Genomic DNA, 21,355 nt, shown 5'->3' on the forward strand with positions numbered 1-21,355 from the left:
GATGTCAGATCGCGTCGATGATGCGGTTCAGCGTCGCGGACGGACGCATGACCTCCTCGACCAGGCGCGGGCTCGGGTGGTAGTAGCCGCCGATGTCGACGGGCTTTCCCTGCACCGCCAGCAGCTCGGCGACGATCGTCTCCTCGGCCGCCGCGAGCTCCTGTGCGATCGGCGCGAACGCGCGGGCCAGCTCCGCATCCGACGACTGCGCGGCGAGCTCCTGCACCCAGTAGAGCGCGAGGTAGAAGTGGCTGCCGCGGTTGTCGATCGTGCCGAGGGCACGACCGGGCGACTTGTCGTTCTCGAGGAAGGTGCCGGTCGCGGCATCCAGCGTGTCCGCGAGCACCTGCGCGCGGACGTTGCCGGTGAAGGTCGCGAAGTGCTCGAAGGATGCGGCGAGCGCGAAGAACTCGCCCAGCGAGTCCCAGCGCAGGTAGTCCTCGGCGAGCAGCTGCTGTACGTGCTTGGGCGCGGAGCCGCCGGCACCTGTCTCGAAGAGTCCGCCACCGGCGAGCAGCGGAACGATCGAGAGCATCTTGGCACTCGTGCCGACCTCGAGGATCGGGAACAGGTCCGTCAGGTAGTCGCGCAGGACGTTGCCGGTCACCGAGATCGTGTCCTGGCCCGCGCGCAGGCGCTCGAGCGAGAACAGCGTCGCGTCGGTCGGGGCGAGGATCTCGATCTGCAGACCCTCGGTGTCGTGCTCGGCGAGGTAGGTGCGCACCTTGGCGATGAGCTGCGCGTCGTGCGCGCGGCCCTCGTCGAGCCAGAACACGGCGGGCACGCCGGTGGCACGGGCACGGGTGACGGCGAGCTTCACCCAGTCGCGCACGGCGATGTCCTTGGTCTGCGTGGCCCGCCAGATGTCGCCGGCCTCGACCGCGCTCTCGAGCACGACCTCGCCCGCGGAGGTGACGACCTGGACGACGCCGGCGGCGGCGATCTCGAACGTCTTGTCGTGGCTGCCATACTCCTCGGCCGCCTGCGCCATGAGTCCCACGTTCGGGACCGTGCCGATCGTGGCGGGATCGAGCGGACCGTGCGCGATGACGTCCTCGATCACGGCCTGGTAGATGCCGGCGTAGGACGAGTCCGGGATGACCGCGAGCGTGTCGTCCTCGCCGCCGTCGACGCCCCACAGCTTCCCGCCGTTGCGGATGAGCGCCGGCATGGATGCGTCGACGATCACGTCCGAGGGCACGTGCAGGTTGGTGATGCCCTTGTCGGAGTTGACGTACGACAGGCGCGGGCCGGAGGCGATCGCCTGCTCGAACGCGGCGGCGATCTCGTCGCCCTTCTCCAGACCCGAGAGGCCGGACAGGATGGCGCCGAGACCGTCGTTGGGCGTGAGCCCGGCCGCCGCGAGCTGGTCGCCGTAGCGGGCGAACACATCGGCGAAGAACGCCTTCACGACGTGGCCGAAGATGATCGGGTCGCTGACCTTCATCATCGTCGCCTTGAGGTGCACGGAATACAGCACGTCGTCCGCCTTGGCCGTCGCCAGCGTCTCGGCGAGGAAGGCGTCCAGCGCGGCCGCCGAGAGGAACGTGGCGTCCACGATCTCGCCCGGGAGCACCTTGAGACCGGACTTCAGTACGGTCTCGGTGCCCGCCGCATCCACGTGGCGGATCGTGAGGGTGTCGTCATCGGGCGAGACCCAGGAGATCTCGTTCGAGCGGAAGTCGTCGTGTCCCAGGGTCGCGACGCGGGTCTTCGAGCCCTCGGCGAACGCCTTGTTGCGGTGCGGGTGCTTGCGCGCGTAGCTCTTCACAGCGCCCGGGGCTCGGCGATCGCTGTTGCCCTCGCGGAGCACCGGGTTGACCGCAGAGCCCTTGATCTTGTCGTAGCGCGCGCGGACGCTCTCCTGCTCGACGCCGTTCGGCTCGTCGGGGTAGTCGGGGATGTCGTAGCCCTGCGCCTGCAGCTCGGCGATGGCGGCCTTCAGCTGCGGGATCGATGCCGAGATGTTCGGCAGCTTGATGATGTTCGCCTCCGGCAGCGTCGCGAGCGCGCCGAGTTCGGCGAGCGCGTCGCCGACGAGCTGCTCGGGGGTGAGCTGCTGCGGGAAGGCTGCGAGGATGCGACCGGCGAGCGAGATGTCGCGCGTCGCGATCTCGACCCCCGCCTGGCCGGCGACGGCGCGGACGATGGGAAGGAAGGATGCGGTGGCGAGCGCCGGAGCCTCGTCGGTGTGCGTGTAGATGATCGTGGAATCAGGCACGGATTTGTCTCTCCATAGAGGCGTCGAGGGTCAGCCGCCAGCCTATCGCACCCGCCCCGGTTATCTCGATGTCGAGATATCTCCCCCGTCGCACGGTCGGGTTCACGCCGCATCCGGACCCCGGAGTTCACACGGCCGGCATCCCTCCCCGCGGGTGGGCACCAGGCATTAGCCTGTGACCATGACCGAACTGCGCCTCGAAGAGCTGTCGGCCGCGACGATCGTCGCCGTGAACAACATGTCACTCAAACCCGGGCAGGAACAGTTCCTCGCCCCGGTCAGCTACGGGGTCGCGGCGACCGTGATCGATCCGCGCACCAGCTGGCAGCGCGTCGTGCTCGCCGGCGACGACGTCGTGGGGTTCGTCAGCGCGAACTTCGACGAGCACGAGACGCAGGAGTGGTTCCGCTCGGTGCTCTGGCGTATCAACGTCGACGCCGACGATCAGGGCCAGGGCATCGGACGCTTCGCCATCGAGGGTCTCGTGAACGAGGCGCGCGAGCGCGGCATGGACCACGTCGACGTCATCTACGAAGCGGGCGAGGGCGGACCCGAGGCGTTCTTCCGCCGCGTGGGCTTCGAGCCCGTCGGCGAGACCGAGTTCGGCGAGGTCGTCGCGCGCATCGTGCTCTGACGCCCAGGCGCGCTCGCTCCGCCGCGGTCGGCGCGGGCGCGCGCGTCGGAGATTCGATCGGATGTCGGAGGTTTCGGCCGGAATCCTCCGACGCGAGGGGGAATCTCCGACGGGACGTGTGGAGCGTCCTCCCCTCCCTCGCGACCGGGTTCCTGCGTGTCGCGCACATCCGGCTCTGCACCCGCACGCGCTGCAGCGCGCTGCGCGCATGCTGGCGGCATGACGCTCGAGGACTGGCTGAGCACGCAGGGCGGCGTGGCGCACCGCGCTCTCGCCCAAGACGCGGGCTACGACGCCCGTCAGGTGCGTGCGCACGCCGCGGGCGGACGCGTCCGGGTGATGCGACGCGCGTGGATCGTGACGGATGCCGCGCCCGCCGACCTCGCGGCCGCCGCCGCGGCGGGTGGGCGGCTGGCGTGCGTGTCCGCCGCGCGCCATCGGGGGTGGTGGCTCCCTCCGCTGGTCGACCCCGCCCTCCACCTGCATCTGTCGCCGCACGGGCGCTCCGGCGACGTCCCCGCCGGAGCCGTCGCGCACTGGAGCGTGCCCGTCGCCCCTGCGGGCCGCTTCACGCTGGTGGAATCCGTCGAGGATGCGCTCCGGCATGTGGCGATGTGCCTCGCCCCGGAGGCCGCCCGCATCGTGTGGGAGTCAGCCTTGCGGGCGGAGGGGCTTTCTGTCGAGGCACTGCGACTCGTGCGGTGGCGTTCGCCCGCCGCATCCGCTCTCGCCCGCCAGGTCACGGGTCTGTCGGACTCCGGACTGGAGACGGTCTTCGTCGTGCGGCTCGGCCCGTGGGGACTGCCGATCCAGCAGCAAGCGGTCATCGCGGGGCAGCGTGTCGATGTGCTGATCGGCGACCGGCTCGTCATCCAGCTCGACGGATTCGCCCATCATCACAGCGCCGCCCAGCGCGGTCGCGACATCGCCCACGATGCGGAGCTGCGGCTGCGCGGGTACACCGTGCTGCGCTTCGGCTACGCACAGGTCATCTACGACTGGCCCGCCGTGGAGCGCACGGTCGCCCGCGCCGTCGCGGCGGGTCTGCACCTGGTCCGCTGAGCGCACGGGCGTCGGAGAAACGCCCCGATGTCGGAGGTTTCCGCCCGGATCCTCCGACATTCGCGCCGAACTCCGACGCGCGGCGCCGCGCGAGCGCCCGTGCGGCATCCCTCAGGAACGTCGGGCGCGGGTGCGGCGCAGGGCCTTGTCCGCCTCGACCACGGCGGCGGGGATCACCGACAGCGCGAGCGCCAGCAGCCACTCGCCGCCGCTGAGGCCCGTGGTCATCAACAGGTTCTGGGCGAACCCGACCTCGACGCAGACGACGGTCAGCGCGACGGGGATCCACATCCACTTGAGCGCGTCCGCCCACGGCGCCGTGAAGCCGGATGCGGGGTCCCGCCGCATCGCCATCCCCGCCAGCACCGATCCGAGGCTGATGACGACGAAGGCCATCGTGACCGGCACCGACGCCTCGGTCGTGCGCGCTTCGCCGGGCGCCAGCAGGAGCGCCGCCAGCGCGGTGGCGAAGATGGTGCCGCCGTACACGAGCCACTGCGTGATGGACCCGCGGTTCGCGAGGGTCTGGCGCACGTCGCGGGGCGGCCTTGACATGATGCCGTCCGGGTCGGGTCCGAACGTGATGGTCAGAACGGGGAAGAACGTGATGAACGTGCTGAGGAAGATGACCATGAGCGGCGTGAGAGGCACACCGTTGTTGATGTCGAAGACGCTGGCGGCGAGGAAGAGCAGAACGAGCGAGAACAGTGTCGACATCTGGTAGCGGACGTAGCCGACGATCTTCTCGTAGATGCCCCGACCCAGCCGGATCGCTTCGACGAGGGTGCCGAAGTCGTCGTCCGTCAGGATCATGCGCGCCGCCTGCTTCGTGACCTCGCTCCCGGAGCCCATCGCGACACCGATGTCGGCCTGCTTGAGGGCGGCGGCATCGTTGACCGCATCGCCGGTCATCGCGACGATCTCGCCGCGCTCCTGCAGGAGACGGGCCACTCGCAGTTTGTCCTCCGGCGTCACGCGCCCGAACACATGCAGCTCGGGCAGGCGGGCCGACAGCTGCGCATCGCTCAGCTCGCGCAGCTCGGAGCCGCTGATGGCGCCGGGGCCGAGGCCCAGCTCGTCGCCGATCGCGGCGGCCGTCACGGCGTGGTCCCCCGTGATCATGCGCACCTCGATGCCGGCGCCCGCGGCGATGCGCACCGCCTCGATCGCCTCGGGTCGCAAGGGATCGACGATGCCGACGAGGGCCACGAACACGAAGCCGTCCGAGAAGGCCATCGGATCGGCGATCACGGCGTCCCGCTCGTCGTCGAGGATGCGGTAGCCGAACGCCAGCACGCGCAGTCCCTCACCCGAGAGCCGGGCGTTGGCCGCGAGGATGTCGTCGCGGGCCTTGGCGATGGGGACGACACCCTCGGCGTTCAGCGCGTGCGTGCAGCGATCGAGGACCACATCCGGTCCGCCCTTGATGGTCGCGACGAACGCGCTGACGCCGTCCCACGGCACGTCGTGGCAGGTCACCATGAACTTGTACGCCGAGTCGAAGGGCACCTCGGCCTGGCGCGGGTACAGCCGCCGCGTCTCCTCCGCATCGGCGCCGAGCTTGGCCGCGAGCACCACCAGGGCCGCCTCGGTCGGATCCCCCACCACCGCGCCCGCATCCGAGACCGTCGCGTCGCTGTTGAGGCACAGTCCGTACGCGAGCGCCGTGAAGTCGGGCACCTCGAGGCCGGCGGCATGACGCAGCGCGCCCGCCTTGCGGTACCCCTCGCCCTCGACCGAGAACCACTGGCCGCGCGCGTAGAGGCGGCGAGCGGTCATCTGGTTGAGCGTCAGCGTGCCGGTCTTGTCGGAGTTGATCGCGGAGGTCGCGCCGAGCGTCTCCACGTCGCTCAGGTTCTTGACGACCGCCCGGTGCTCGGCGAGCTGCTTGGCCCCGTACGAGAGCATCACCTGCACGAAGGTCGGCAACCCCGACGGGATGGCGGAGACCGCCATGGCGATTCCCACGAGCAGCACCGTCTGCACGGACTCGCCGCGCGCGAACCCGAGCACGATCATGATCGCGACGGCGCCCCACGCGATGAGTCCCAGCACCTTCGTGAGCCCGTCCAGCTCACGTTGCAGGGGGCTGCGCGTGCCGACGACCGCCGTGAGCATCCCCGCGATGCGGCCCATCTGGGTCTGCATCCCGGTCTCGGTCACGACCATCACGGCGGTGCCGCGCGTGAGGCTCGTGTTCTGGAAGAGCATGTTCTCGCGGTCGCCCAGCGCGACGTCGTCGTCGTCGAGCGTCTCCGCATCCTTCGGGACCGGGGCGCTCTCCCCCGTCAACGCCGACTCCTGCGTCTCACAGGTGGCGCTGCGGAGGATGCGTCCGTCCGCGGGCACGAGGTCGCCCGCCTCCAGCTGGACGACATCGCCCACGACGATGTCCGTCGCATCGATCTGGCGCAGCGTGCCCTGGCGGAGCACCCTCACCTGCGGGATCTGCAACTGGGCGAGGGCGTCGACGCTGCGACGCGCCGCGAGCTCCTGCCGTGTGCCGAGCACTACGTTCAGGCCCACGAGCAACGCGACGACGACGGCGACGGACGGCTGCGCGATGAGGATGCTGACCACGACCACGCCGATGAGCATGAGGTTCATCGGGTCGGCGAGCTGACGCAGCGCGAGGGTCACCGCGCGGGGCGAGGGCGGCGCGGCGATCGCGTTCGGGCCGCTCTCGGCCAGTCGCCTGGCCGCCTGCTCGTCCGAAAGCCCTTCGGCGGCGTCCGTACCGAGCTCGGCCGCCACACGGCCGGCATCCATCGCCCACCAGGCCGATGTCGCGGGCCGTGCGTCCACCGGTTTCTGCGTGCCGCTCATGGCCCACCTCCCCGATCGCGATCATAGCGACGGGGCGGGATGCGGCCACAGCGTCGCTCTCGCCGGATGAGCACCGATTCTCCGGCCGCGGTGCCGCGGCGAGAACCCCGATGCCCCTATCGTGATGCTCATGCCGCGCTTCGACATGGATCCGCACGCCCTCCGCGAGTACCGGCCCGAGGTGCGCGAGCCCGCCGACTTCGACGCCTTCTGGGCAGAGACGATCGCCTCCTCCCGCGCCGCGGGCGAGGAGGTGCGCTACCAGCGCGTCGCAGCGCCGTTCACCCTGGTCGACGTCTACGACGTGACCTTCAGCGGCTACGCGGGCGAGCCGGTGCGCGCCTGGTTGACCGTGCCGGCCGGCGCCGACGAGCCGCTGCCCGCGGTCGTCGAGTACAACGGCTACGGCGGCGGGCGCGGGCTCGCGGGCGAACGCCTCGGCTGGGCCAACGCCGGCTACGCGCACCTGCTGATGGACACCCGTGGTCAGGGCTCGATGTGGGGAACCGGCGGCGACACCCCCGATCCGCACGGCACCGGCCCGTCGGTCAGCGGCTTCATGACGCGCGGGATCGAGGATCCCGCGCAGTACTACTACCGTCGCGTGTTCACGGATGCGGTGCGCCTCGTGGATGCGGCGCGCGCGCTCGACATCGTCGACGCCGACCGCGTCGCGGTCTGCGGAGGCAGCCAGGGCGGCGGGATCGCGCTGGCCGCGGGCGCATTGTCGGACGGGCTGGTCGCGGTCATGCCCGACGTGCCGTTCCTCTGCCACTTCGAGCGGGCTGTGGGACTCACGGACGCGGATCCGTACCAGGAGATCGTGCGCTACCTCGCGGTGCACCGCCACACCGAGGAGCGCGTGTTCACCACGCTGTCCTACTTCGACGGCGTCAACATGGCGCGCCGCTCCACCGCACCCGCGCTCTTCTCGACCGCGCTGCACGATCAGACGTGCCCGCCCTCGACGGTCTTCGCCGCTCGCAACCACTACGCGGGCGAGGCGGACATCGAGGTCTACCCCCACAACCAGCACGAGGGCGGCCTGATGTATCAGTGGCTCGCGCAGGCGGAGTTCCTCGCGGCGCGCGTGTGAGCTCGGGATGCGGCAGGCCGCCGCATCCCGAACCGTCACACGAGCGAGTCGCGCCAGGCGGCGTGCAGGCGCGCGAACGTGCCGGTGCCGCCGATGAGCGCCTCCGGTGCGTCGTCCTCGACGATGCGCCCGTGCTCCATGACGAGAACGCGGTCCGCGATCGCCACGGTCGAGAGGCGGTGGGCGATGATGATGGCCGTGCGATCCGCGAGCAGGGTCCCCAGAGCCGACTGGATCTGGCGCTCGCTCGGGATGTCGAGCGAAGCGGTCGCCTCGTCGAGGATCAGCACCGCCGGGTTCGCCAGAAACGCGCGCGCGAAGGAGATCAGCTGGCGCTGTCCCGCTGACACGCGTCCGCCGCGCTTGTTCACGTCGGTGTCGTAGCCGTCGGGCAGCGCCTCGATGAACGCGTGCGCGCCGACGGCCATCGCCGCATCCCGCACCTCGTCGAGGGTCGCGTCCGGCTTTCCGAGCGCGATGTTGTCGGCTACCGTGCCGCTGAACAGATACGCCTCCTGCGTCACCATGACGATCGCGCGGCGCAGATCGGCCGAGCCGAGCGTTCGCAGGTCCACGCCGTCGAGCGTCACGGCGCCGCGGGTCGGGTCGTAGAAGCGGGAGACCAGCTTGGCCAGCGTGGACTTGCCCGCCCCGGTCGTGCCGACGAGGGCGATCGTCTGTCCCGCGGGCACGTCGAGCGAGAAGTCGGGCAGCACCACGCGGCCGTCGCCGTAACCGAACGCCACGTCGTCGAAACGGATCGCGCCGCGCGGGCGCTCCAGTGCGACGGGATGGGCAGGCTCGGGAACCGTGGGCTCCTCCTCCAGCACACCCGACACCTTCTCCAGCGCCGCCGCGGCCGACTGGTAGGAGTTGAGGAACATCGCCACCTCCTGCAGCGGCGAGAAGAAGTTGCGCACGTACAGCACGGCGGCCAGCAGCACGCCGATCTCCAGCGCTCCGCCGGCGACGCGGATGCCGCCGAGGAGCAGGATCGCGCCGAGACTGAGTGTCGAGATCGCCATCAGCCCGGGCTCGAAGGTGCCGAACAGCCGGATGGAGCGCATGTTCACGTCGCGGTACTGCTCGCTCAGCTCGCCGAACTCGACGTCGCCGCGCTTCTCCTTGCGGAACGCCTTGACCGCACGGATGCCGGTCATGGTCTCCACGAAGTGCACGATGACCTTCGCGCTGACCACGCGCGACTCGCGGTAGACCATCTGCGAGCGGCGGTAGAACCAGCGCATGAGCAGGCCCAGCGGGATGCCCATGACGATGAGCACGACGCCGCTCTGCCAGTCCAGCAGCAGCAGCGCGATGAGCGTGAAGGCGCCGAACAGCACACCCGAGACGAGTTCGTTGAGACCACCGTCGAGGAGCTCCCGGATCGTGTCGAGGTCGCTCGTCTGGCGCGAGATGATCCGCCCCGACGTGTACGACTCGTGGAACTCGAGGCTCAGCCGCTGCGTGTGGCGGAAGATGCGGGTGCGGAGGTCGAGCATGACCGCCTGCGTCAGGCGTGCCGCGACCACCGCATACCACCCGATCAGAGCTGCTCCGAGCAGCCCCGACGCGAGGTAGACGGCCACCACGCCGATCGTGGGAAGCCAGTCCAGCTCGTTCAGCACCGCGGGCAGGGCGTTGTCGATGCCGAACGCGATGAGCGCCGGACCCACGACCCGCAGCGCCGTCGAGACGACGAGCACGACGGCCGCGAGGACGAGCTTGCCGCGCAGCGGTGCGATGAGCGAGCCGAGCAGCCGCATCGAGCGGCGCCGGATCTCTCGGCTCTCGGCGCGGGTGTAGTCGGAGCGGTCTTCGCCGCTGGTTCCCGTGACGGTACTCATCGCACCTCCTCCTTCTCCTGCTCGTCCAGACTCGAGATCACGTGCCGGTAGTGCGCCGATGAGCGCATCAGCTCGCTGTGCGTGCCCACCGCGGTGACGCGGCCGTCCTCGAGGAGAGCGACGCGGTCTGCGAGGGCCACGGTCGATGGCCGGTGGGCGACGATGAGGGCGGTCGTGTCGGCCAGAACCCGCCGCAGCCCCTCCTCCACGCGCGCCTCGGTGTCGACGTCGAGGGCCGACAGCGGGTCGTCGAGCACGAGCACCGACGGCCGGGCGGCCACCGCGCGGGCGAGGGCCAGACGTTGGCGCTGGCCTCCGGACAAACTCAGCCCTTCCTCACCGATGACGGTGTCGACGCCGGCGGGTAGACGCTCGACGAACTCGGCCTGGGCGACGTCGAGCGCTTCGCGCAGCACGCGCTCGCCCTCGGGCGAGGCCGCATCCAGGTCGTCCCGCCCGAGCAGCACGTTCTCCCGCACGGATGAGGAGAAGAGCGTCGCCTCCTCGAACGCCATAGAGATGTGCGTGCGCAGCTCCGCCAGCGTGAGGTCCCTGACATCGACGCCGTCCAGCGTCACGCGCCCACCGGTCACGTCGTACAGACGGGTCGGCAGGGTGGTCAGCGTCGTCTTGCCCGAACCGGTGAGCCCCACGAGCGCCATCGTCTCGCCCGGCTCCAGGGCGAGATCGATGCCGTCGAGCAGGTCGCGCTGCGCGTCCGGCGCGTCCTGATAGCGGAAGTGCACGTTCTCGAACACGAGCCGGCCCCGCGGGTTCTCGAGCGAGACGGGTGTGGCCGGGTCGTCGATCGTGACCTGCTCGTCGAACACCTCGAACACGCGGTCGGTGGCGGTGCGCGCATCCAGAAGGAACGAGAACAGGAAGCCGATCGACTCCATGGGCCAGCGCAGCACCGTCGCCATCGCGAAGAAGGCGAACAGCTGCGCGACCGAGAGCTGGCCGAGCTGAGCGAGGACGATTCCCGCCGCCAGACACAGAGCGAAGGCGATCTCGGGCAACAGCACCAGCCAGAACCAGATCAGGCCGATGGCCGTGGCTTTGCGCAACTCCGTCTGACGCAGCGTCTCGGCCTGACGCGCGAACTTGGCCAGCGCGTGGGATCCACGTCCGAAGGCCTTCAGGACGCGGATGCCGTGCACGCTCTCCTCGACCGCGGTCGCGAGATCGCCCGCCTGGTCCTGGCTCTGGCGCGCGAGCACCCCGTACTGCTTCTCGAAGCGGTATCCGGCGTACCAGAGGGGTGCCGAGCACAGCAGGAAGATCGCGCCGAGCACCCAGTGCCACTGGAACAGCAGCACCGATCCCAGCGCGATCGTCAGCACGTTGACGACGAGCAGGATGACGCCGAAGGCGAGCCAGCGACGGATGAGACTGATGTCCTGCATCATGCGACTGAGCAGCTGGCCCGACTGCCACCGGTCGTGGAAGGCGACCGGCAGCCTCTGCAAGCGCGCGGCGAAGCCGGTACGCAAGGCGTACTCGACCTTGGTCGAGGGCGCGAGCACGAACCAGCGCCGGCCCCAGACGAGGGCGGCCTCGGCCAGCCCGAGCCCGATGACGGCGAGCGTGCCCCAGAGGATCTGCGTCGGGTCGGCGGAGGCGATCGGACCCGCGACGACGCCCTCGAGCACGAGCGGGATCATCAGGGCGACGACGCTGGCGGCGAGCGCGCTGACGGCGCCGAGCACGAGCGGACGCAGCACGGGACGCACGAACGGCAAGAGCCGCGCCAGAGCGCGAAACGTGGACGGTTCGGTGGACGAACGAGAGGGTGTGGAACTCATGATCCTCGAGAAGAGCGTGCGACAGCTGTGCCGCAGAAGGATGAGGTCGCGCGCAGAGGTGCGGCGGCTCGGAGAGGGAGGAGGCCGCCCGGCGGCGGTGGGTGGCAGCTACGCGAAGCGCGCGGGCACCGCGAGGACGGCGGGGATCTCCGCAATGGCGAATGCCTGAGTCATATCGTCCTCCTCGAGTGCACGGATGCCGCGGCGAGTGCGCGCGACAGCCCTCCAGCCTATGCTGTGTGTTCGCTGAGTGCAACGATCAGTTCAGCGCGGACATTCCCGCGCGTGAATCAGACGGCTTCGCGAGCCAGCAGACTGCGCTTGACCTCGACGCCCCACGCGAAGCCGCCCAGCCCGCCGCCGGTGCGGAGCACGCGGTGACAGGGCACGAACAGGGCCGGCGCGTTGCGCGCGCAGACGGATGCGGCGGCGCGCACCGCGCGGGGGGCTCCCAGCGCCGCGGCGAACTCCGCATAGGTGAGGGGCTGTCCCGGCTCGATGCGCCGCAGCATCCGCCAGCCGGCGAGCTGTCCGGCCGTGCCCGTCTGGTGCACCTCGACCTCGTCGATCGCCCGCACGTCTCCGCCGTAGTACGCGGCGACCGCATCCAGGGCATCGACAGCACCCTCGACGATCTCCGCGGGTCGGTCCGCCGCGCGCACGCGGGCGACGATCACCGCGTGGTCGGCGCTCCACCCGGACGCGAGGACGCGCTGCCGATCGTCGACGAGAGCGGTGAAGGCTCCGTCGGGGGTGGCGATGGTGGCGATGTGCGCGGTCATGCGATGCGGCTCTCGTTCGGGAGGTGGGCGGGACGGGGGATCTGTGCGGGCACGGCTGCGACGGCGGCCCAGAGGTGCGCGGTCAGGTAGCTGCGCCAGGGCGCGGCGCGGAGGGACCACGCGGTCAGGGCGCCCGGCTCCGCCGGGAGCCCGAGCCGAGCGGCTCCGGTTCGCACGGCGACGTCGCCGGGAAGGAACACGTCGGGATCACCCGTGACCCGCATCCGTACGTAGTCCGCAGTCCACGGTCCGATCCCGGGCATCGCGAGCAGGGCTGCGCGCTGCTCGAGGGCGTCGCCGCCGGCGTCGAGCACGAGCGAGCCGTCGGCGAGGGCCGCGGCGGCGCCGACGATGGCCCGGATGCGGGCGGCGGGTCCGCGCAGCACCTCGGCGCCGCGCTCCGCGATCGACTCCATCGTCGGAAAGAGCAGGTCGGTGCCTTCGTGGGCGGGCACCGGCTCCCCCAGGTGCTGCGCGAGAGCGGCGAGCGCCGTGCGCGCCGCGGCGACGGTGATCTGCTGGCCGACCATCGCGCGGATGAGCATCTCGTGCGGGTCGGCGGCGCCGGGGACGCGGATGCCGGGAAGCGCGGCGACACGCTCGGACAGCTCGGGGTGGACAGCCAGCGCCTGGTCGACGGCGAGCGGATCCGCATCCAGATCGAACAGCCGACGCACCCGCGTGACCAGCTGCGGCAGGTCGGCGAGCTGCGAGAGGCGGGCGCGCAGACGGAGCGCGTCGCCGTCGCGACGCACCTCGAACCACGCGGAGCCGCCGGCCAGGCGCAGAGTGCGCGCGAAGGTGGTCGCCGTGACTGTCTCCACGCCCGGCAGCGCGCGGGCCGTCATCCAGGCGAAGATGCCGTCGTCGTCGATCGGACGCCGGTGCGCGAGGAGCAGATCTATCTCGCCGGGGGTCGCGTGGCTGTCGGACTTCCGGCGCGCACGCAGCGCGAGCGGCGTCATCCCGAACACCTCGCGGACGGTGTCGTTGAACTGCCTCACGCTCGCGAAGCCCGCGGAGAAGGCGACGTCTGCGGCGGGGAGGTCCGTGCCGACGAGGAGCATCCGTGCCGTGTGGGCGCGATGGGCCCGCGCGAGAGCGAGGGGCGAGGCGCCGAGCTCGGCGGTGAGGATGCGGCCGAGCTGCCGCGACGAGTAGCCGAGGCGGCGGGCGAGTCCCGGTACGCCCTCTCGCTCGATGACCCCGTCGGCGATGAGGCGCATCGCACGCCCGGCGACGTCGCCGCGGAGATCCCATTCCGGCGAGCCCGGCGCGGCCTCGGGCAGGCAGCGCTTGCAGGCACGGTAGCCCGCCTCGTGCGCGGCGGCGCTCGTGGGGTAGAACGTCACGTTCTCGGCCCTCGGCGTGCGTGCCGGGCAGCTGGGGCGGCAGTAGATGCCGGTCGTGTGCACCGCGGTGACGAACTGGCCGTCGAAGCGCGCGTCCCGCGCGTCGATCGCGCGGTAGCGCTCGTCGAAGGTCATCGCGGAGGTGGGCACGTCCCCAGCCTGTCACGCCTCCCCGACACCGGCTCGCGGTTTTCGGACACCACAGCTCCGCCCCCGCCCCGCCCCCGATGCCCGATGCCCGAGTTGCGTCGCAGTTGCGCAGATGCGCAGATGCGACAGGTTTCCGCATCCGCGACAGATGTTCACTGTCGCATCTGCGTAAAGGTGTAGCGGTCTCGGCGGGCCTGAAAGGCGCACGCGGCGGATGCGGGCTCCGCGCAGCGGCGGATGCGGCGGGCCGCCGGACGCGGCGAGGGATCCAACCGCAGCGTCACGTGGTGCCACACTCTTGCGCATATGCGCCAGTCATTTCCTGGCGCATCTGCGCAAAAGTGGCGCATCTGCGCATATGCGACGCAACTCGGGCAACCGGAGGGGTGACCCACCCGAACGGGCAACCGCGAACACGCACCCCACCGGGGCCCAGAGCGCAAGCGGCGGCCCCCGGGAGGAGGTGACGGAGTAGCGTCGCAGCATGAGCGAGCAGACCTACGACCTCATCGTCATCGGCGCCGGCCCCGTGGGCGAGAACGTCGCCGACCGCGCCGTGCAGGGCGGACTCTCCGCCGTCATCGTCGAGAGCGAGCTCGTCGGAGGTGAATGCTCGTACTGGGCGTGCATGCCGTCGAAAGGACTCCTGCGCGCGGGAGCCGCGCTGCGCGAGGCCCGCGACGTCGACGGCGCGAAGCAGGCCGTGTCGGGTTCGCTCGACGTCGCCGGCGTCCTCCGGCGTCGCGACACGCTCACGCACGACTGGAACGACTCCTCGCAGGTCGAGTGGCTCACGGGCGCGGGCATCGACCTCGTGCGCGGCCACGGACGCCTCGTCGGGGTCAAGCAGGTCGAGGTGACGGATGCGGACGGCGCCGTCACCCGGCTGACCGCCCGTCACGCCGTCGCCGTCTGCACGGGCACCGCGGCCCTCCTCCCCGACACTCCCGGTCTCGCCGACATCGCGCCGTGGACGAGCCGCGAGGCGACCAGCGCGCAGGAGATCCCCGCATCCCTCGCCATCATCGGGGGCGGCGTGGTCGCCGCGGAGATGGCCACCGCCTACGCGGACCTGGGCGCCGAGGTCACGCTCGTCGTGCGGGGCACGCTGCTGGCCGCGAACGAGCCCTTCGCGGGCGAGCTCGTCGGCCGCGCCCTCGAGGAGCGGGGCGTGCGCATCCTCCGCCACACCGGCGTCGTGTCGGCGCAGCGGGTCGGCGACGAGAAGGAGTTGGAGCTGTCCGACGGCACCCGCATCCGCGCGGCCGAGGTGCTCGTCGCGACCGGACGCGTGCCGCGCACCGAGGATCTCGGGCTGGATGCGGTGGGCCTGGTCCCGGGCGGATGGCTCCCCGTCGACGACACCATGCTCGTGACCGGGACGGACTGGCTGTACGGGGTCGGCGACGTCAACCACCGGGCCCTGCTCACGCATCAGGGCAAATACCAGGCGCGCGCCGCGGGCGACGTCATCGCCGCCCGCGCGACCGGCGGCCCGGTCGACGACGCTCCCTGGGGCGCGCACGTCGCAACCGCCGACCACGAGGCCGTTCCCCAGGTCACCTTCACCGACCCGGAGGTCGCCTCCATCGGGTTCACCGAGGCATCAGCTCTGGCGGCAGGCCGCCGCATCCGAGTACTCGACTACGACCTCTCGTGGGTCGCCGGCGCCGCCACCCGCGCCGACGACTACCGCGGCCAGGCGCGCGCCATCGTCGACGAGGATGCGGGCACGATCATCGGCGCCACCTTCGTCGGCGAGGATGTGGCCGAGCTCCTGCACTCGGCGACGATCGCCGTCGTCGGCCAGGTGCCGATCACCCGCCTCTGGCACGCCGTGCCGTCGTACCCGACCCTCAGCGAGGTGTGGCTGCGGCTGCTCGAGGCGTACGGCCGTCCGAGCGCCTGAACCTCCTCCCGCAGGCGCCGGGACTCAGTGGTAGAAGTGGCGCTCGCCCGTGAAGAACATCGTCACGCCGCGCTCGCGGGCCAGGGCGATCGTCTCGTCGTCGCGCACGGATCCACCCGGCTGCACGATGGCGGAGACCCCCGCATCCAGCAGAACCTGCGGCCCGTCCGAGAACGGGAAGAAGGCATCGGATGCGGCGACGGAACCGACCGCCCGGTCGCCCGCCCGCTCGACGGCGAGGCGGCACGAGTCGACGCGGTTGACCTGCCCCATCCCGATGCCGACGGTCGCGGAGTTCTTGGCCAGCACGATCGCGTTGGACTTGACGGCGCGGCACGCCTTCCACGCGAAGATGAGGTTCGTCATCTCCTCGCCGGCCGGGCGCTCGCCCGCGACGAGCTCCCAGTCGGTCGCCACGGACTCGATGTCGTCGGGGAAGCGGTCGGCGTCCTGGAGCAGCAGACCGCCCGAGACGAGGCGCACGTCCATGCGCTCCTGCTGCCAGTCGGCCGGCAGCTGGAGCACGCGCAGGTTCTTCTTCAGCCGGAACAGCTCCAGCGCCTCCGGCTCGAAGGCCGGGGCGACGATCACCTCGGTGAAGATGTCGCGCAGGTTCTCCGCCATCTTCAGCGTGACCGTGCGGTTGGCCGCGATCACACCGCCGAAGGCCGAGACGGGGTCGCACTCGTGCGCCCGCAGGTGCGCGCTCGCGATCTCGTCGAGCGCGTTGGGCGCCGACACGGCGATGCCGCAGGGGTTGGCGTGCTTGATGATCGCCACCGCGGGCTTGACCATGTCGAAGGCGGCGCGCAGTGCCGCATCCGCGTCGACGTAGTTGTTGTACGACATCTCCTTGCCCTGCAGCTGCAGGGCCTGCGCGATGCCGTGCCCGCCGGTGCGGGTGTAGATCGCCGCGCGCTGGTGGGAGTTCTCGCCGTAGCGCAGCGTCGCCAGCCGCTCGGCCTTGATCGTCAGGTGCGCGGGCAGCTGCTCACCCTCGGCCAGGGTCTCGTCGGCGAACCAGGTCGCCACCGCGCGATCGTAGTTCGCGGTGTGTGCGAAGGCACGCGCAGCGAGCTCCTTGCGCTGGGCGAGCGAGGTGCCGCCGGAGGCGATCGCGTCGATGATCGCGGGGTACGACTCGGGAGAGACGACGATCGCGACGTTCGCGTAGTTCTTCGCCGACGCGCGCACCATCGCGGGCCCGCCGATGTCGATCTGCTCGACCACGGCGTCGCCGGATGCCCCGGATGCCACCGTCTCGACGAAGGGGTAGAGGTTCACGACAACGAGTTCGAAGGGCGAGATGCCGAGATCGGCCAGCTGCTCCTCGTGGTGCGCGAGGCGGAGGTCGGCGAGCAGGCCCGCGTGGACGCCCGGATGCAGGGTCTTCACGCGCCCGTCGAGCGACTCGGGGAACCCGGTCACGCTCGAGACGTCGACGACGTCGTACCCGGCGTCGCGGATGGTCTGCGCGGTGGACCCTGTCGAGACGATCTCGACACCGGCGGCGACCAGCGCTTCGGCCAGCCGCAGCAGGTCGGTCTTGTCGCTGACCGAGACGAGCGCGCGGCGCACGGGAACGACATCGCGGTCGCGGTAGAGGGACGGATCGTGGCTGGGCCCGGCCATGGGACTCCTCGGGGTGGGGCGGTTGCGGTGGGTCAGACGGCGGATGCGGCGAGGTCGAGCTCGCCGGTGGCGATGCGGCGCACGACGTCGATGAGCAGACGTCGTTCGACGGGTTTGATGCGTTCGTGGAGCGCGCTCTCGTCGTCGCCCGGGTGCACCGCGATGCGCTCCTGGGCGAGGATCGGACCGGTGTCGACGCCGTCGTCGACGACGATCACGCTCGCCCCGGTCTCGGCGGCGCCCGCCGCGACCGCGTCGCGCACGGCGTGGGCGCCGGGGAACTCCGGCAGATACGCGGGGTGGGTGTTGATCAGGCGGGGACTCCACGCGGCGACGACCGACGGCGGCAGCAGGCGCATGAGCCCCGAGAGCACGACGAGGTCGGGCTGCCAGACACGCAACTGCCGATCGAGCTCTTCCCCCCAGGCCTCGCGCTGGTCGGCGCCCTGCCACGGGATGACGAAGCTCGGGATGCCGAACTCCTCGGCGTGCGCGAGTCCGGAGGCTTCACGGTCGGCGCCGACCACGATCACGCGTGCCGGGAAATCGGCTTCCGCCGCGGCCTCCAGCAGGGCTCGGAGATTCGAGCCGGTGCCGGAGATGAGAACGGCGACCGTGAGCACCCGCACAGTCTAGTCGCGCGCCGCATCCGTCCGCTCGGAGGCATCATCAGCACCGCCGCGCGCGCCCGCCAGGCGCGCGAACACACTCGACTCCGGCGCGGCCTCGGCAGCCTCGTCGCTGCGCCGACGCGGCGAGAGCAGCAGGATCGCCGCGCCCAGCCCCACCTCGACGCCGATGGCGACACCCACCGCGAGCGCGTCCGGGCCCACGGCCGACAGCCTCCCGGGCCCCATGCTGCCGCCGGCCAGGACCGCCATCAGGGCTGCGGCCAGGGCGGCGAGGGCCGCGATGGACAGCGTGAGGGTCACGAGGATGCCGGTGCTCTCCGCATCCGCCGTCGAGCCGCGCGGGCTGAGGCGGGATCGGGTCGCCCACCCCGCGGCTGCTCCGACCGCGATGGGGAGCAGGGCGAACAGCAGGTACCAGCTGCTCGCGCCCTCCGGCAGCACACCGAGGATGGGCACGCCCGGCAGCACGCCGAGCTGCGTGCCCGCGGGCGAGACGACGCTTCCCGCGCCGAGCCCGACGCCGGGACCCGCGACGAAGGACAGCGCCCAGACCAGCAGCGTCGGCAGGTACAGCAGCTGCGCGAGCGCGAGGACTGCGGCGCCGCCCGCATCCAGGTTTCCCGCTTGGGAGAGCGCGACGATGTTCGGAGCGCGCACGATGAGGCCGAGCCCGAGGACGGCCGCTCCTACCGCGACAAGACCCGTCACGGCGATCGCTGCGCCGCGCACGGCGAGTTCGGGCACCTCGGGCCACGCACCCCGGGCCCGGTCGAGACGGGCGCGAAGGGCATCGACGGGCCCGTCATCGCCGTCGATCCACGCACGGTGGAGGGCGCCCGCGAGCACACCGGCGGCGTAGTAGGCGGCGGGGTAGCAGATGGCGCGCCACAGGTCGGTGGTTGCCAACGGCGCCTGCGAGGTGAGGGCGACGCCGGCGGCGATGGCGGCGAACACGAGCGTTCCGGTGAGTGCGCCGCTCCACGGAGCACCGGCGCGCCCGGCGCGAGCCCCGGAACGCCCGCCGAAGAGCAGGGTGAACGCCGCGAAGGCCAGCGGGGCGAGCGAGAGCGTGAAGCTCGCAAGAGTGGGATCGATGCCGAGCTCGGCGACGTAGACGTCCGGGAGCGTGATCGCGACGGGAACCGAGTGCCCGAACTGCCAGATGGTCCCGGCGCTCTGCCAGATGGCGGAGAGATCCCCTGAGCCGAACGCGACGAACCAGAAGACCATCAGCGGCGCTCCTGCGACGGCGAGGCCGACGGCCGCCGCCACGAGGGCGTCGAGAGCGGAGAGGAGAAGGACGAGGACGCGTTGCATGGCCCCCCGACCCTACCCAGCGGAGCTTTGCGCGGCCGTCCCCCACGCCGCCCGCATCTGCCACGGCGCCCCCACGTCGCGCAGCGGGCCGCATCCGACTACTCTCGTCGGGTGCACCACCCCCGTACCACCAGCGTCTCCCCCTCCTCCGCCGGCCGCCTCGACCGCTTCTTCGGCATCACGGCGCGCGGCGCCACCGTCGGCGGCGAGATCCGCGGCGGCATCGTCACCTTCGTGGCGATGGCCTACATCGTCCTGCTGAACCCGATCATCCTGTCCGGCGGAACGGATGTGGCCGGCAACGCCCTCGGCTTCGCCCAGGTCGCCGCGACCACCGCGCTCACCGCCGGCGCCATGACGATCCTCTTCGGCCTCGTCGCCCGGTTGCCGTTCGCGTTCGCCGCGGGGCTCGGCATCAACTCGTTCCTCGCCGTCAGCGTGGTGGGCGAGGTCACCTGGCCGGAGGCCATGGGCCTCGTGCTCATCAACGGCCTGCTCATCGTGCTGCTGGCCGTGACCGGCCTGCGACGGCTCATCTTCGATGCCGTTCCGATGGCGCTGAAGACCGCCATCACGGTCGGCATCGGTCTGTTCATCGCCTTCATCGGCTTCGTCGACGGCGGACTCGTGCAGAGCACGGGCCTCGCGTCGCCCCCCGTGGGCCTCGGCGTGAACGGCTCGATCGCCACCGTCCCGACGCTCCTGTTCGTGCTGACGCTCGTCACCATCGCGATCCTTCTCGCCCGCAAGGTCAAGGGCGCCATCCTCATCGGTCTCGCGGGCGGCACCGTCGTCGCGGTCGTCGTCGAGGCGATCTGGCACCTCGGCGCGCGCGCCGACGGCAACGCCGGCGGATGGGGGCTCAGCGTCCCCGAGATCCCGGCATCCATCTTCAGCCTGCCCGACCTCAGCCTCGTGGGTCAGGTCAGCTTCGGCGCCTTCGACCGCATCGGAGTGCTCGCGGCTGCGATGCTCGTGTTCACGCTGTTGTTCACGAACTTCTTCGACGCGATGGGCACGATGACGGGCCTCTCGCGCGAGGCGAACCTCGCCGATGAGCGCGGCAACTTCCCGCGCCTGCGCTCCGCGCTCGTGGTCGAGGGCATCGGCGCCGTCGCGGGCGGACTGACCTCGTCGTCGTCCAACACGGTGTTCATCGAGTCCGGAACCGGCATCGGCGAGGGCGCTCGCACGGGCCTCGCGAACCTCGTGACCGGCGGGCTCTTCCTGCTGGCCATGTTCGTGACGCCCTTGACCACCATCGTGCCGAGCGAGGTCGCCTCGGCCGCCCTCGTCGCCGTCGGCGCGCTGATGATGAGCCAGATCCGCCACGTCGATCTCACCGACGTCTCGGTGCTGATCCCCGTGTTCCTGACCGTCACGGTCATGCCGCTCACGTACTCGATCGCCAACGGCATCGGCGCCGGCTTCGTCAGCTGGGTCGTCATCCGGTCGCTGTCGGGACACGCCCGTCGCATCAGCCCGTTGCTGTGGATCGTCGCCGCCGGCTTCGTCGTGTTCTTCGTGCGCGGACCGATCGAGGCGGCCCTCGGCGGCTGATCCCCCGCCTCCACGCCGAGCGTATGTGCGGGCGCTCAGGCCTCGCGCGGCTCCAGCACGAAGATCGCGATCTGGCGGTCGGTCTTGGTCTGGTAGACGGCGTAGTCGGGCCACACGGCGACAGCGCGTTCCCACCACAGCGCGCGTTCGTCGCCCTCGAGCTCGCGCGCGATGTAGTCGCGCTTGACGGCGCCGTCCTGCAGCTCGACGTGCGGATGCTTGCGGATGTTGTTGCCCCAGGCGGGCTCCTCGGGCGCCCCGCCCTTGGAGGCCACGACGAGGTAGTCCCCGTCGTGCTCGACGCGCATGAGCGCGGTCTTGCGCAGGCCGCCGCTCTTCGCGCCGACGGTGGTCAGCACGATGATCGGAACGCCGCGCAGCTCACCGCCCTCGGCTCCGTTGGTGGCTTCGTAGAGCTCGGCCTGGGACCTGGCCCACTCGGACGTGCTCGGCTTGTACTCCCCTGTCAGCGGCATGCGTCCAGGCTACTGCGGCCGGATACGACGAAGGGCGGATGCGCGGGGGCTCGG

At 71.1% G+C, this 21,355-nt stretch carries 15 protein-coding genes; 5 read left to right on the forward strand and 10 right to left on the reverse strand.

Features of this window, described 5'->3' with window-relative positions:
- Positions 1-4: 4 nt before the first annotated feature.
- Complete coding sequence (locus tag QE374_RS05540) at positions 5-2,221, reverse strand: NADP-dependent isocitrate dehydrogenase (protein WP_309732883.1); 2,217 nt, start codon at positions 2,219-2,221, stop codon at positions 5-7.
- Positions 2,222-2,402: 181 nt separating this feature from the next.
- Between QE374_RS05540 and QE374_RS05545 the strand changes: the two genes are divergently transcribed.
- Positions 2,403-2,855, forward strand: a complete 453-nt coding sequence (locus QE374_RS05545; RefSeq protein ID WP_309732885.1) for a GNAT family N-acetyltransferase — start codon at positions 2,403-2,405, stop codon at positions 2,853-2,855.
- 219 nt (positions 2,856-3,074) lie between these two features.
- Positions 3,075-3,917, forward strand: coding sequence for a DUF559 domain-containing protein (locus tag QE374_RS05550; RefSeq protein WP_309732886.1), 843 nt, complete (start codon positions 3,075-3,077; stop codon positions 3,915-3,917).
- A gap of 111 nt (positions 3,918-4,028) precedes the next feature.
- On the opposite strand, the gene QE374_RS05555 is transcribed toward QE374_RS05550, so the two are convergent.
- Positions 4,029-6,743, reverse strand: coding sequence for a cation-translocating P-type ATPase (locus tag QE374_RS05555; protein WP_309732889.1), 2,715 nt, complete (start codon positions 6,741-6,743; stop codon positions 4,029-4,031).
- A 130-nt stretch (positions 6,744-6,873) separates the two neighbouring features.
- Here QE374_RS05555 and QE374_RS05560 point away from each other — a divergent pair, with 130 nt between their 5' ends.
- Positions 6,874-7,839, forward strand: coding sequence for an acetylxylan esterase (locus QE374_RS05560; RefSeq protein WP_309732892.1), 966 nt, complete (start codon positions 6,874-6,876; stop codon positions 7,837-7,839).
- 35 nt (positions 7,840-7,874) lie between these two features.
- On the opposite strand, the gene QE374_RS05565 is transcribed toward QE374_RS05560, so the two are convergent.
- The 4 genes from QE374_RS05565 to QE374_RS05580 all read right to left on the reverse strand — a co-directional run bounded on the left by QE374_RS05565 (position 7,875) and on the right by QE374_RS05580 (position 13,760).
- A complete protein-coding gene (locus QE374_RS05565; RefSeq protein ID WP_309732894.1) occupies positions 7,875-9,686 on the reverse strand; it encodes an ABC transporter ATP-binding protein in 1,812 nt (603 codons plus the stop codon).
- The gene (locus tag QE374_RS05570) at positions 9,683-11,491 is read right to left on the reverse strand and encodes an ABC transporter ATP-binding protein (RefSeq protein WP_309732896.1); all 1,809 of its coding nucleotides are present in this window, start codon (positions 11,489-11,491) and stop codon (positions 9,683-9,685) included. The genes QE374_RS05565 and QE374_RS05570 overlap by 4 nt, the downstream gene beginning before the upstream one ends.
- Positions 11,492-11,781: 290 nt before the next feature.
- On the reverse strand, positions 11,782-12,273 hold the full coding sequence (locus tag QE374_RS05575) for a methylated-DNA--[protein]-cysteine S-methyltransferase (RefSeq protein ID WP_309732898.1): 492 nt from the start codon (positions 12,271-12,273) through the stop codon (positions 11,782-11,784).
- Positions 12,270-13,760 carry an AlkA N-terminal domain-containing protein gene (locus QE374_RS05580; RefSeq protein ID WP_309736631.1) on the reverse strand — a complete coding sequence of 497 codons (1,491 nt, stop codon included), beginning with the start codon at positions 13,758-13,760 and terminating at the stop codon, positions 12,270-12,272. Before QE374_RS05580 ends, QE374_RS05575 begins: the two co-directional genes overlap by 4 nt.
- Before the next feature lie 499 nt (positions 13,761-14,259).
- Here QE374_RS05580 and QE374_RS05585 point away from each other — a divergent pair, with 499 nt between their 5' ends.
- A complete protein-coding gene (locus QE374_RS05585; protein WP_309732900.1) occupies positions 14,260-15,684 on the forward strand; it encodes an NAD(P)/FAD-dependent oxidoreductase in 1,425 nt (474 codons plus the stop codon).
- Positions 15,685-15,708: 24 nt separating this feature from the next.
- Here QE374_RS05585 and purH read toward each other — a convergent pair whose 3' ends face one another.
- The 3 genes from purH to QE374_RS05600 are packed head-to-tail and all read right to left on the reverse strand — an operon-like array spanning position 15,709 to position 19,265.
- A complete protein-coding gene (purH, locus tag QE374_RS05590; RefSeq protein WP_309732903.1) occupies positions 15,709-17,316 on the reverse strand; it encodes a bifunctional phosphoribosylaminoimidazolecarboxamide formyltransferase/IMP cyclohydrolase in 1,608 nt (535 codons plus the stop codon).
- 32 nt (positions 17,317-17,348) lie between these two features.
- On the reverse strand, positions 17,349-17,939 hold the full coding sequence (gene purN / locus QE374_RS05595) for a phosphoribosylglycinamide formyltransferase (RefSeq protein ID WP_309732905.1): 591 nt from the start codon (positions 17,937-17,939) through the stop codon (positions 17,349-17,351).
- Between the two features lie 9 nt (positions 17,940-17,948).
- On the reverse strand, positions 17,949-19,265 hold the full coding sequence (locus tag QE374_RS05600; protein WP_309732907.1) for a DUF6350 family protein: 1,317 nt from the start codon (positions 19,263-19,265) through the stop codon (positions 17,949-17,951).
- Between the two features lie 111 nt (positions 19,266-19,376).
- Between QE374_RS05600 and QE374_RS05605 the strand changes: the two genes are divergently transcribed.
- Positions 19,377-20,825, forward strand: coding sequence for an NCS2 family permease (locus QE374_RS05605; RefSeq protein ID WP_309732909.1), 1,449 nt, complete (start codon positions 19,377-19,379; stop codon positions 20,823-20,825).
- Positions 20,826-20,860: 35 nt separating this feature from the next.
- Here QE374_RS05605 and QE374_RS05610 read toward each other — a convergent pair whose 3' ends face one another.
- Positions 20,861-21,301: a nitroreductase family deazaflavin-dependent oxidoreductase gene (locus QE374_RS05610; protein WP_309732911.1), complete on the reverse strand. Its 441-nt coding sequence runs from the start codon at positions 21,299-21,301 to the stop codon at positions 20,861-20,863.
- Between the last annotated feature and the right edge of the window lie 54 nt (positions 21,302-21,355).

Origin of the sequence: Microbacterium sp. SORGH_AS_0428 (assembly GCF_031453615.1) — a bacterium.
Lineage (GTDB): Bacteria > Actinomycetota > Actinomycetes > Actinomycetales > Microbacteriaceae > Microbacterium.

Bases quoted from the DNA above. Each gene is read 5' to 3' on its own strand.
- QE374_RS05600 (WP_309732907.1), bottom strand. From the start codon at position 19,265: ATGCAACGCGTCCTCGTCCTTCTCCTCTCCGCTCTCGACGCCCTCGTG.
- QE374_RS05550 (WP_309732886.1), top strand. From the start codon at position 3,075: ATGACGCTCGAGGACTGGCTGAGCACGCAGGGCGGCGTGGCGCACCGC.
- QE374_RS05545 (WP_309732885.1), top strand. From the start codon at position 2,403: ATGACCGAACTGCGCCTCGAAGAGCTGTCGGCCGCGACGATCGTCGCC.
- purH (WP_309732903.1), bottom strand. From the start codon at position 17,316: ATGGCCGGGCCCAGCCACGATCCGTCCCTCTACCGCGACCGCGATGTC.
- QE374_RS05575 (WP_309732898.1), bottom strand. From the start codon at position 12,273: ATGACCGCGCACATCGCCACCATCGCCACCCCCGACGGAGCCTTCACC.
- QE374_RS05570 (WP_309732896.1), bottom strand. From the start codon at position 11,491: ATGAGTTCCACACCCTCTCGTTCGTCCACCGAACCGTCCACGTTTCGC.
- QE374_RS05555 (WP_309732889.1), bottom strand. From the start codon at position 6,743: ATGAGCGGCACGCAGAAACCGGTGGACGCACGGCCCGCGACATCGGCC.
- QE374_RS05585 (WP_309732900.1), top strand. From the start codon at position 14,260: ATGAGCGAGCAGACCTACGACCTCATCGTCATCGGCGCCGGCCCCGTG.
- QE374_RS05610 (WP_309732911.1), bottom strand. From the start codon at position 21,301: ATGCCGCTGACAGGGGAGTACAAGCCGAGCACGTCCGAGTGGGCCAGG.
- QE374_RS05565 (WP_309732894.1), bottom strand. From the start codon at position 9,686: ATGAGTACCGTCACGGGAACCAGCGGCGAAGACCGCTCCGACTACACC.
- QE374_RS05580 (WP_309736631.1), bottom strand. From the start codon at position 13,760: ATGACCTTCGACGAGCGCTACCGCGCGATCGACGCGCGGGACGCGCGC.
- QE374_RS05560 (WP_309732892.1), top strand. From the start codon at position 6,874: ATGCCGCGCTTCGACATGGATCCGCACGCCCTCCGCGAGTACCGGCCC.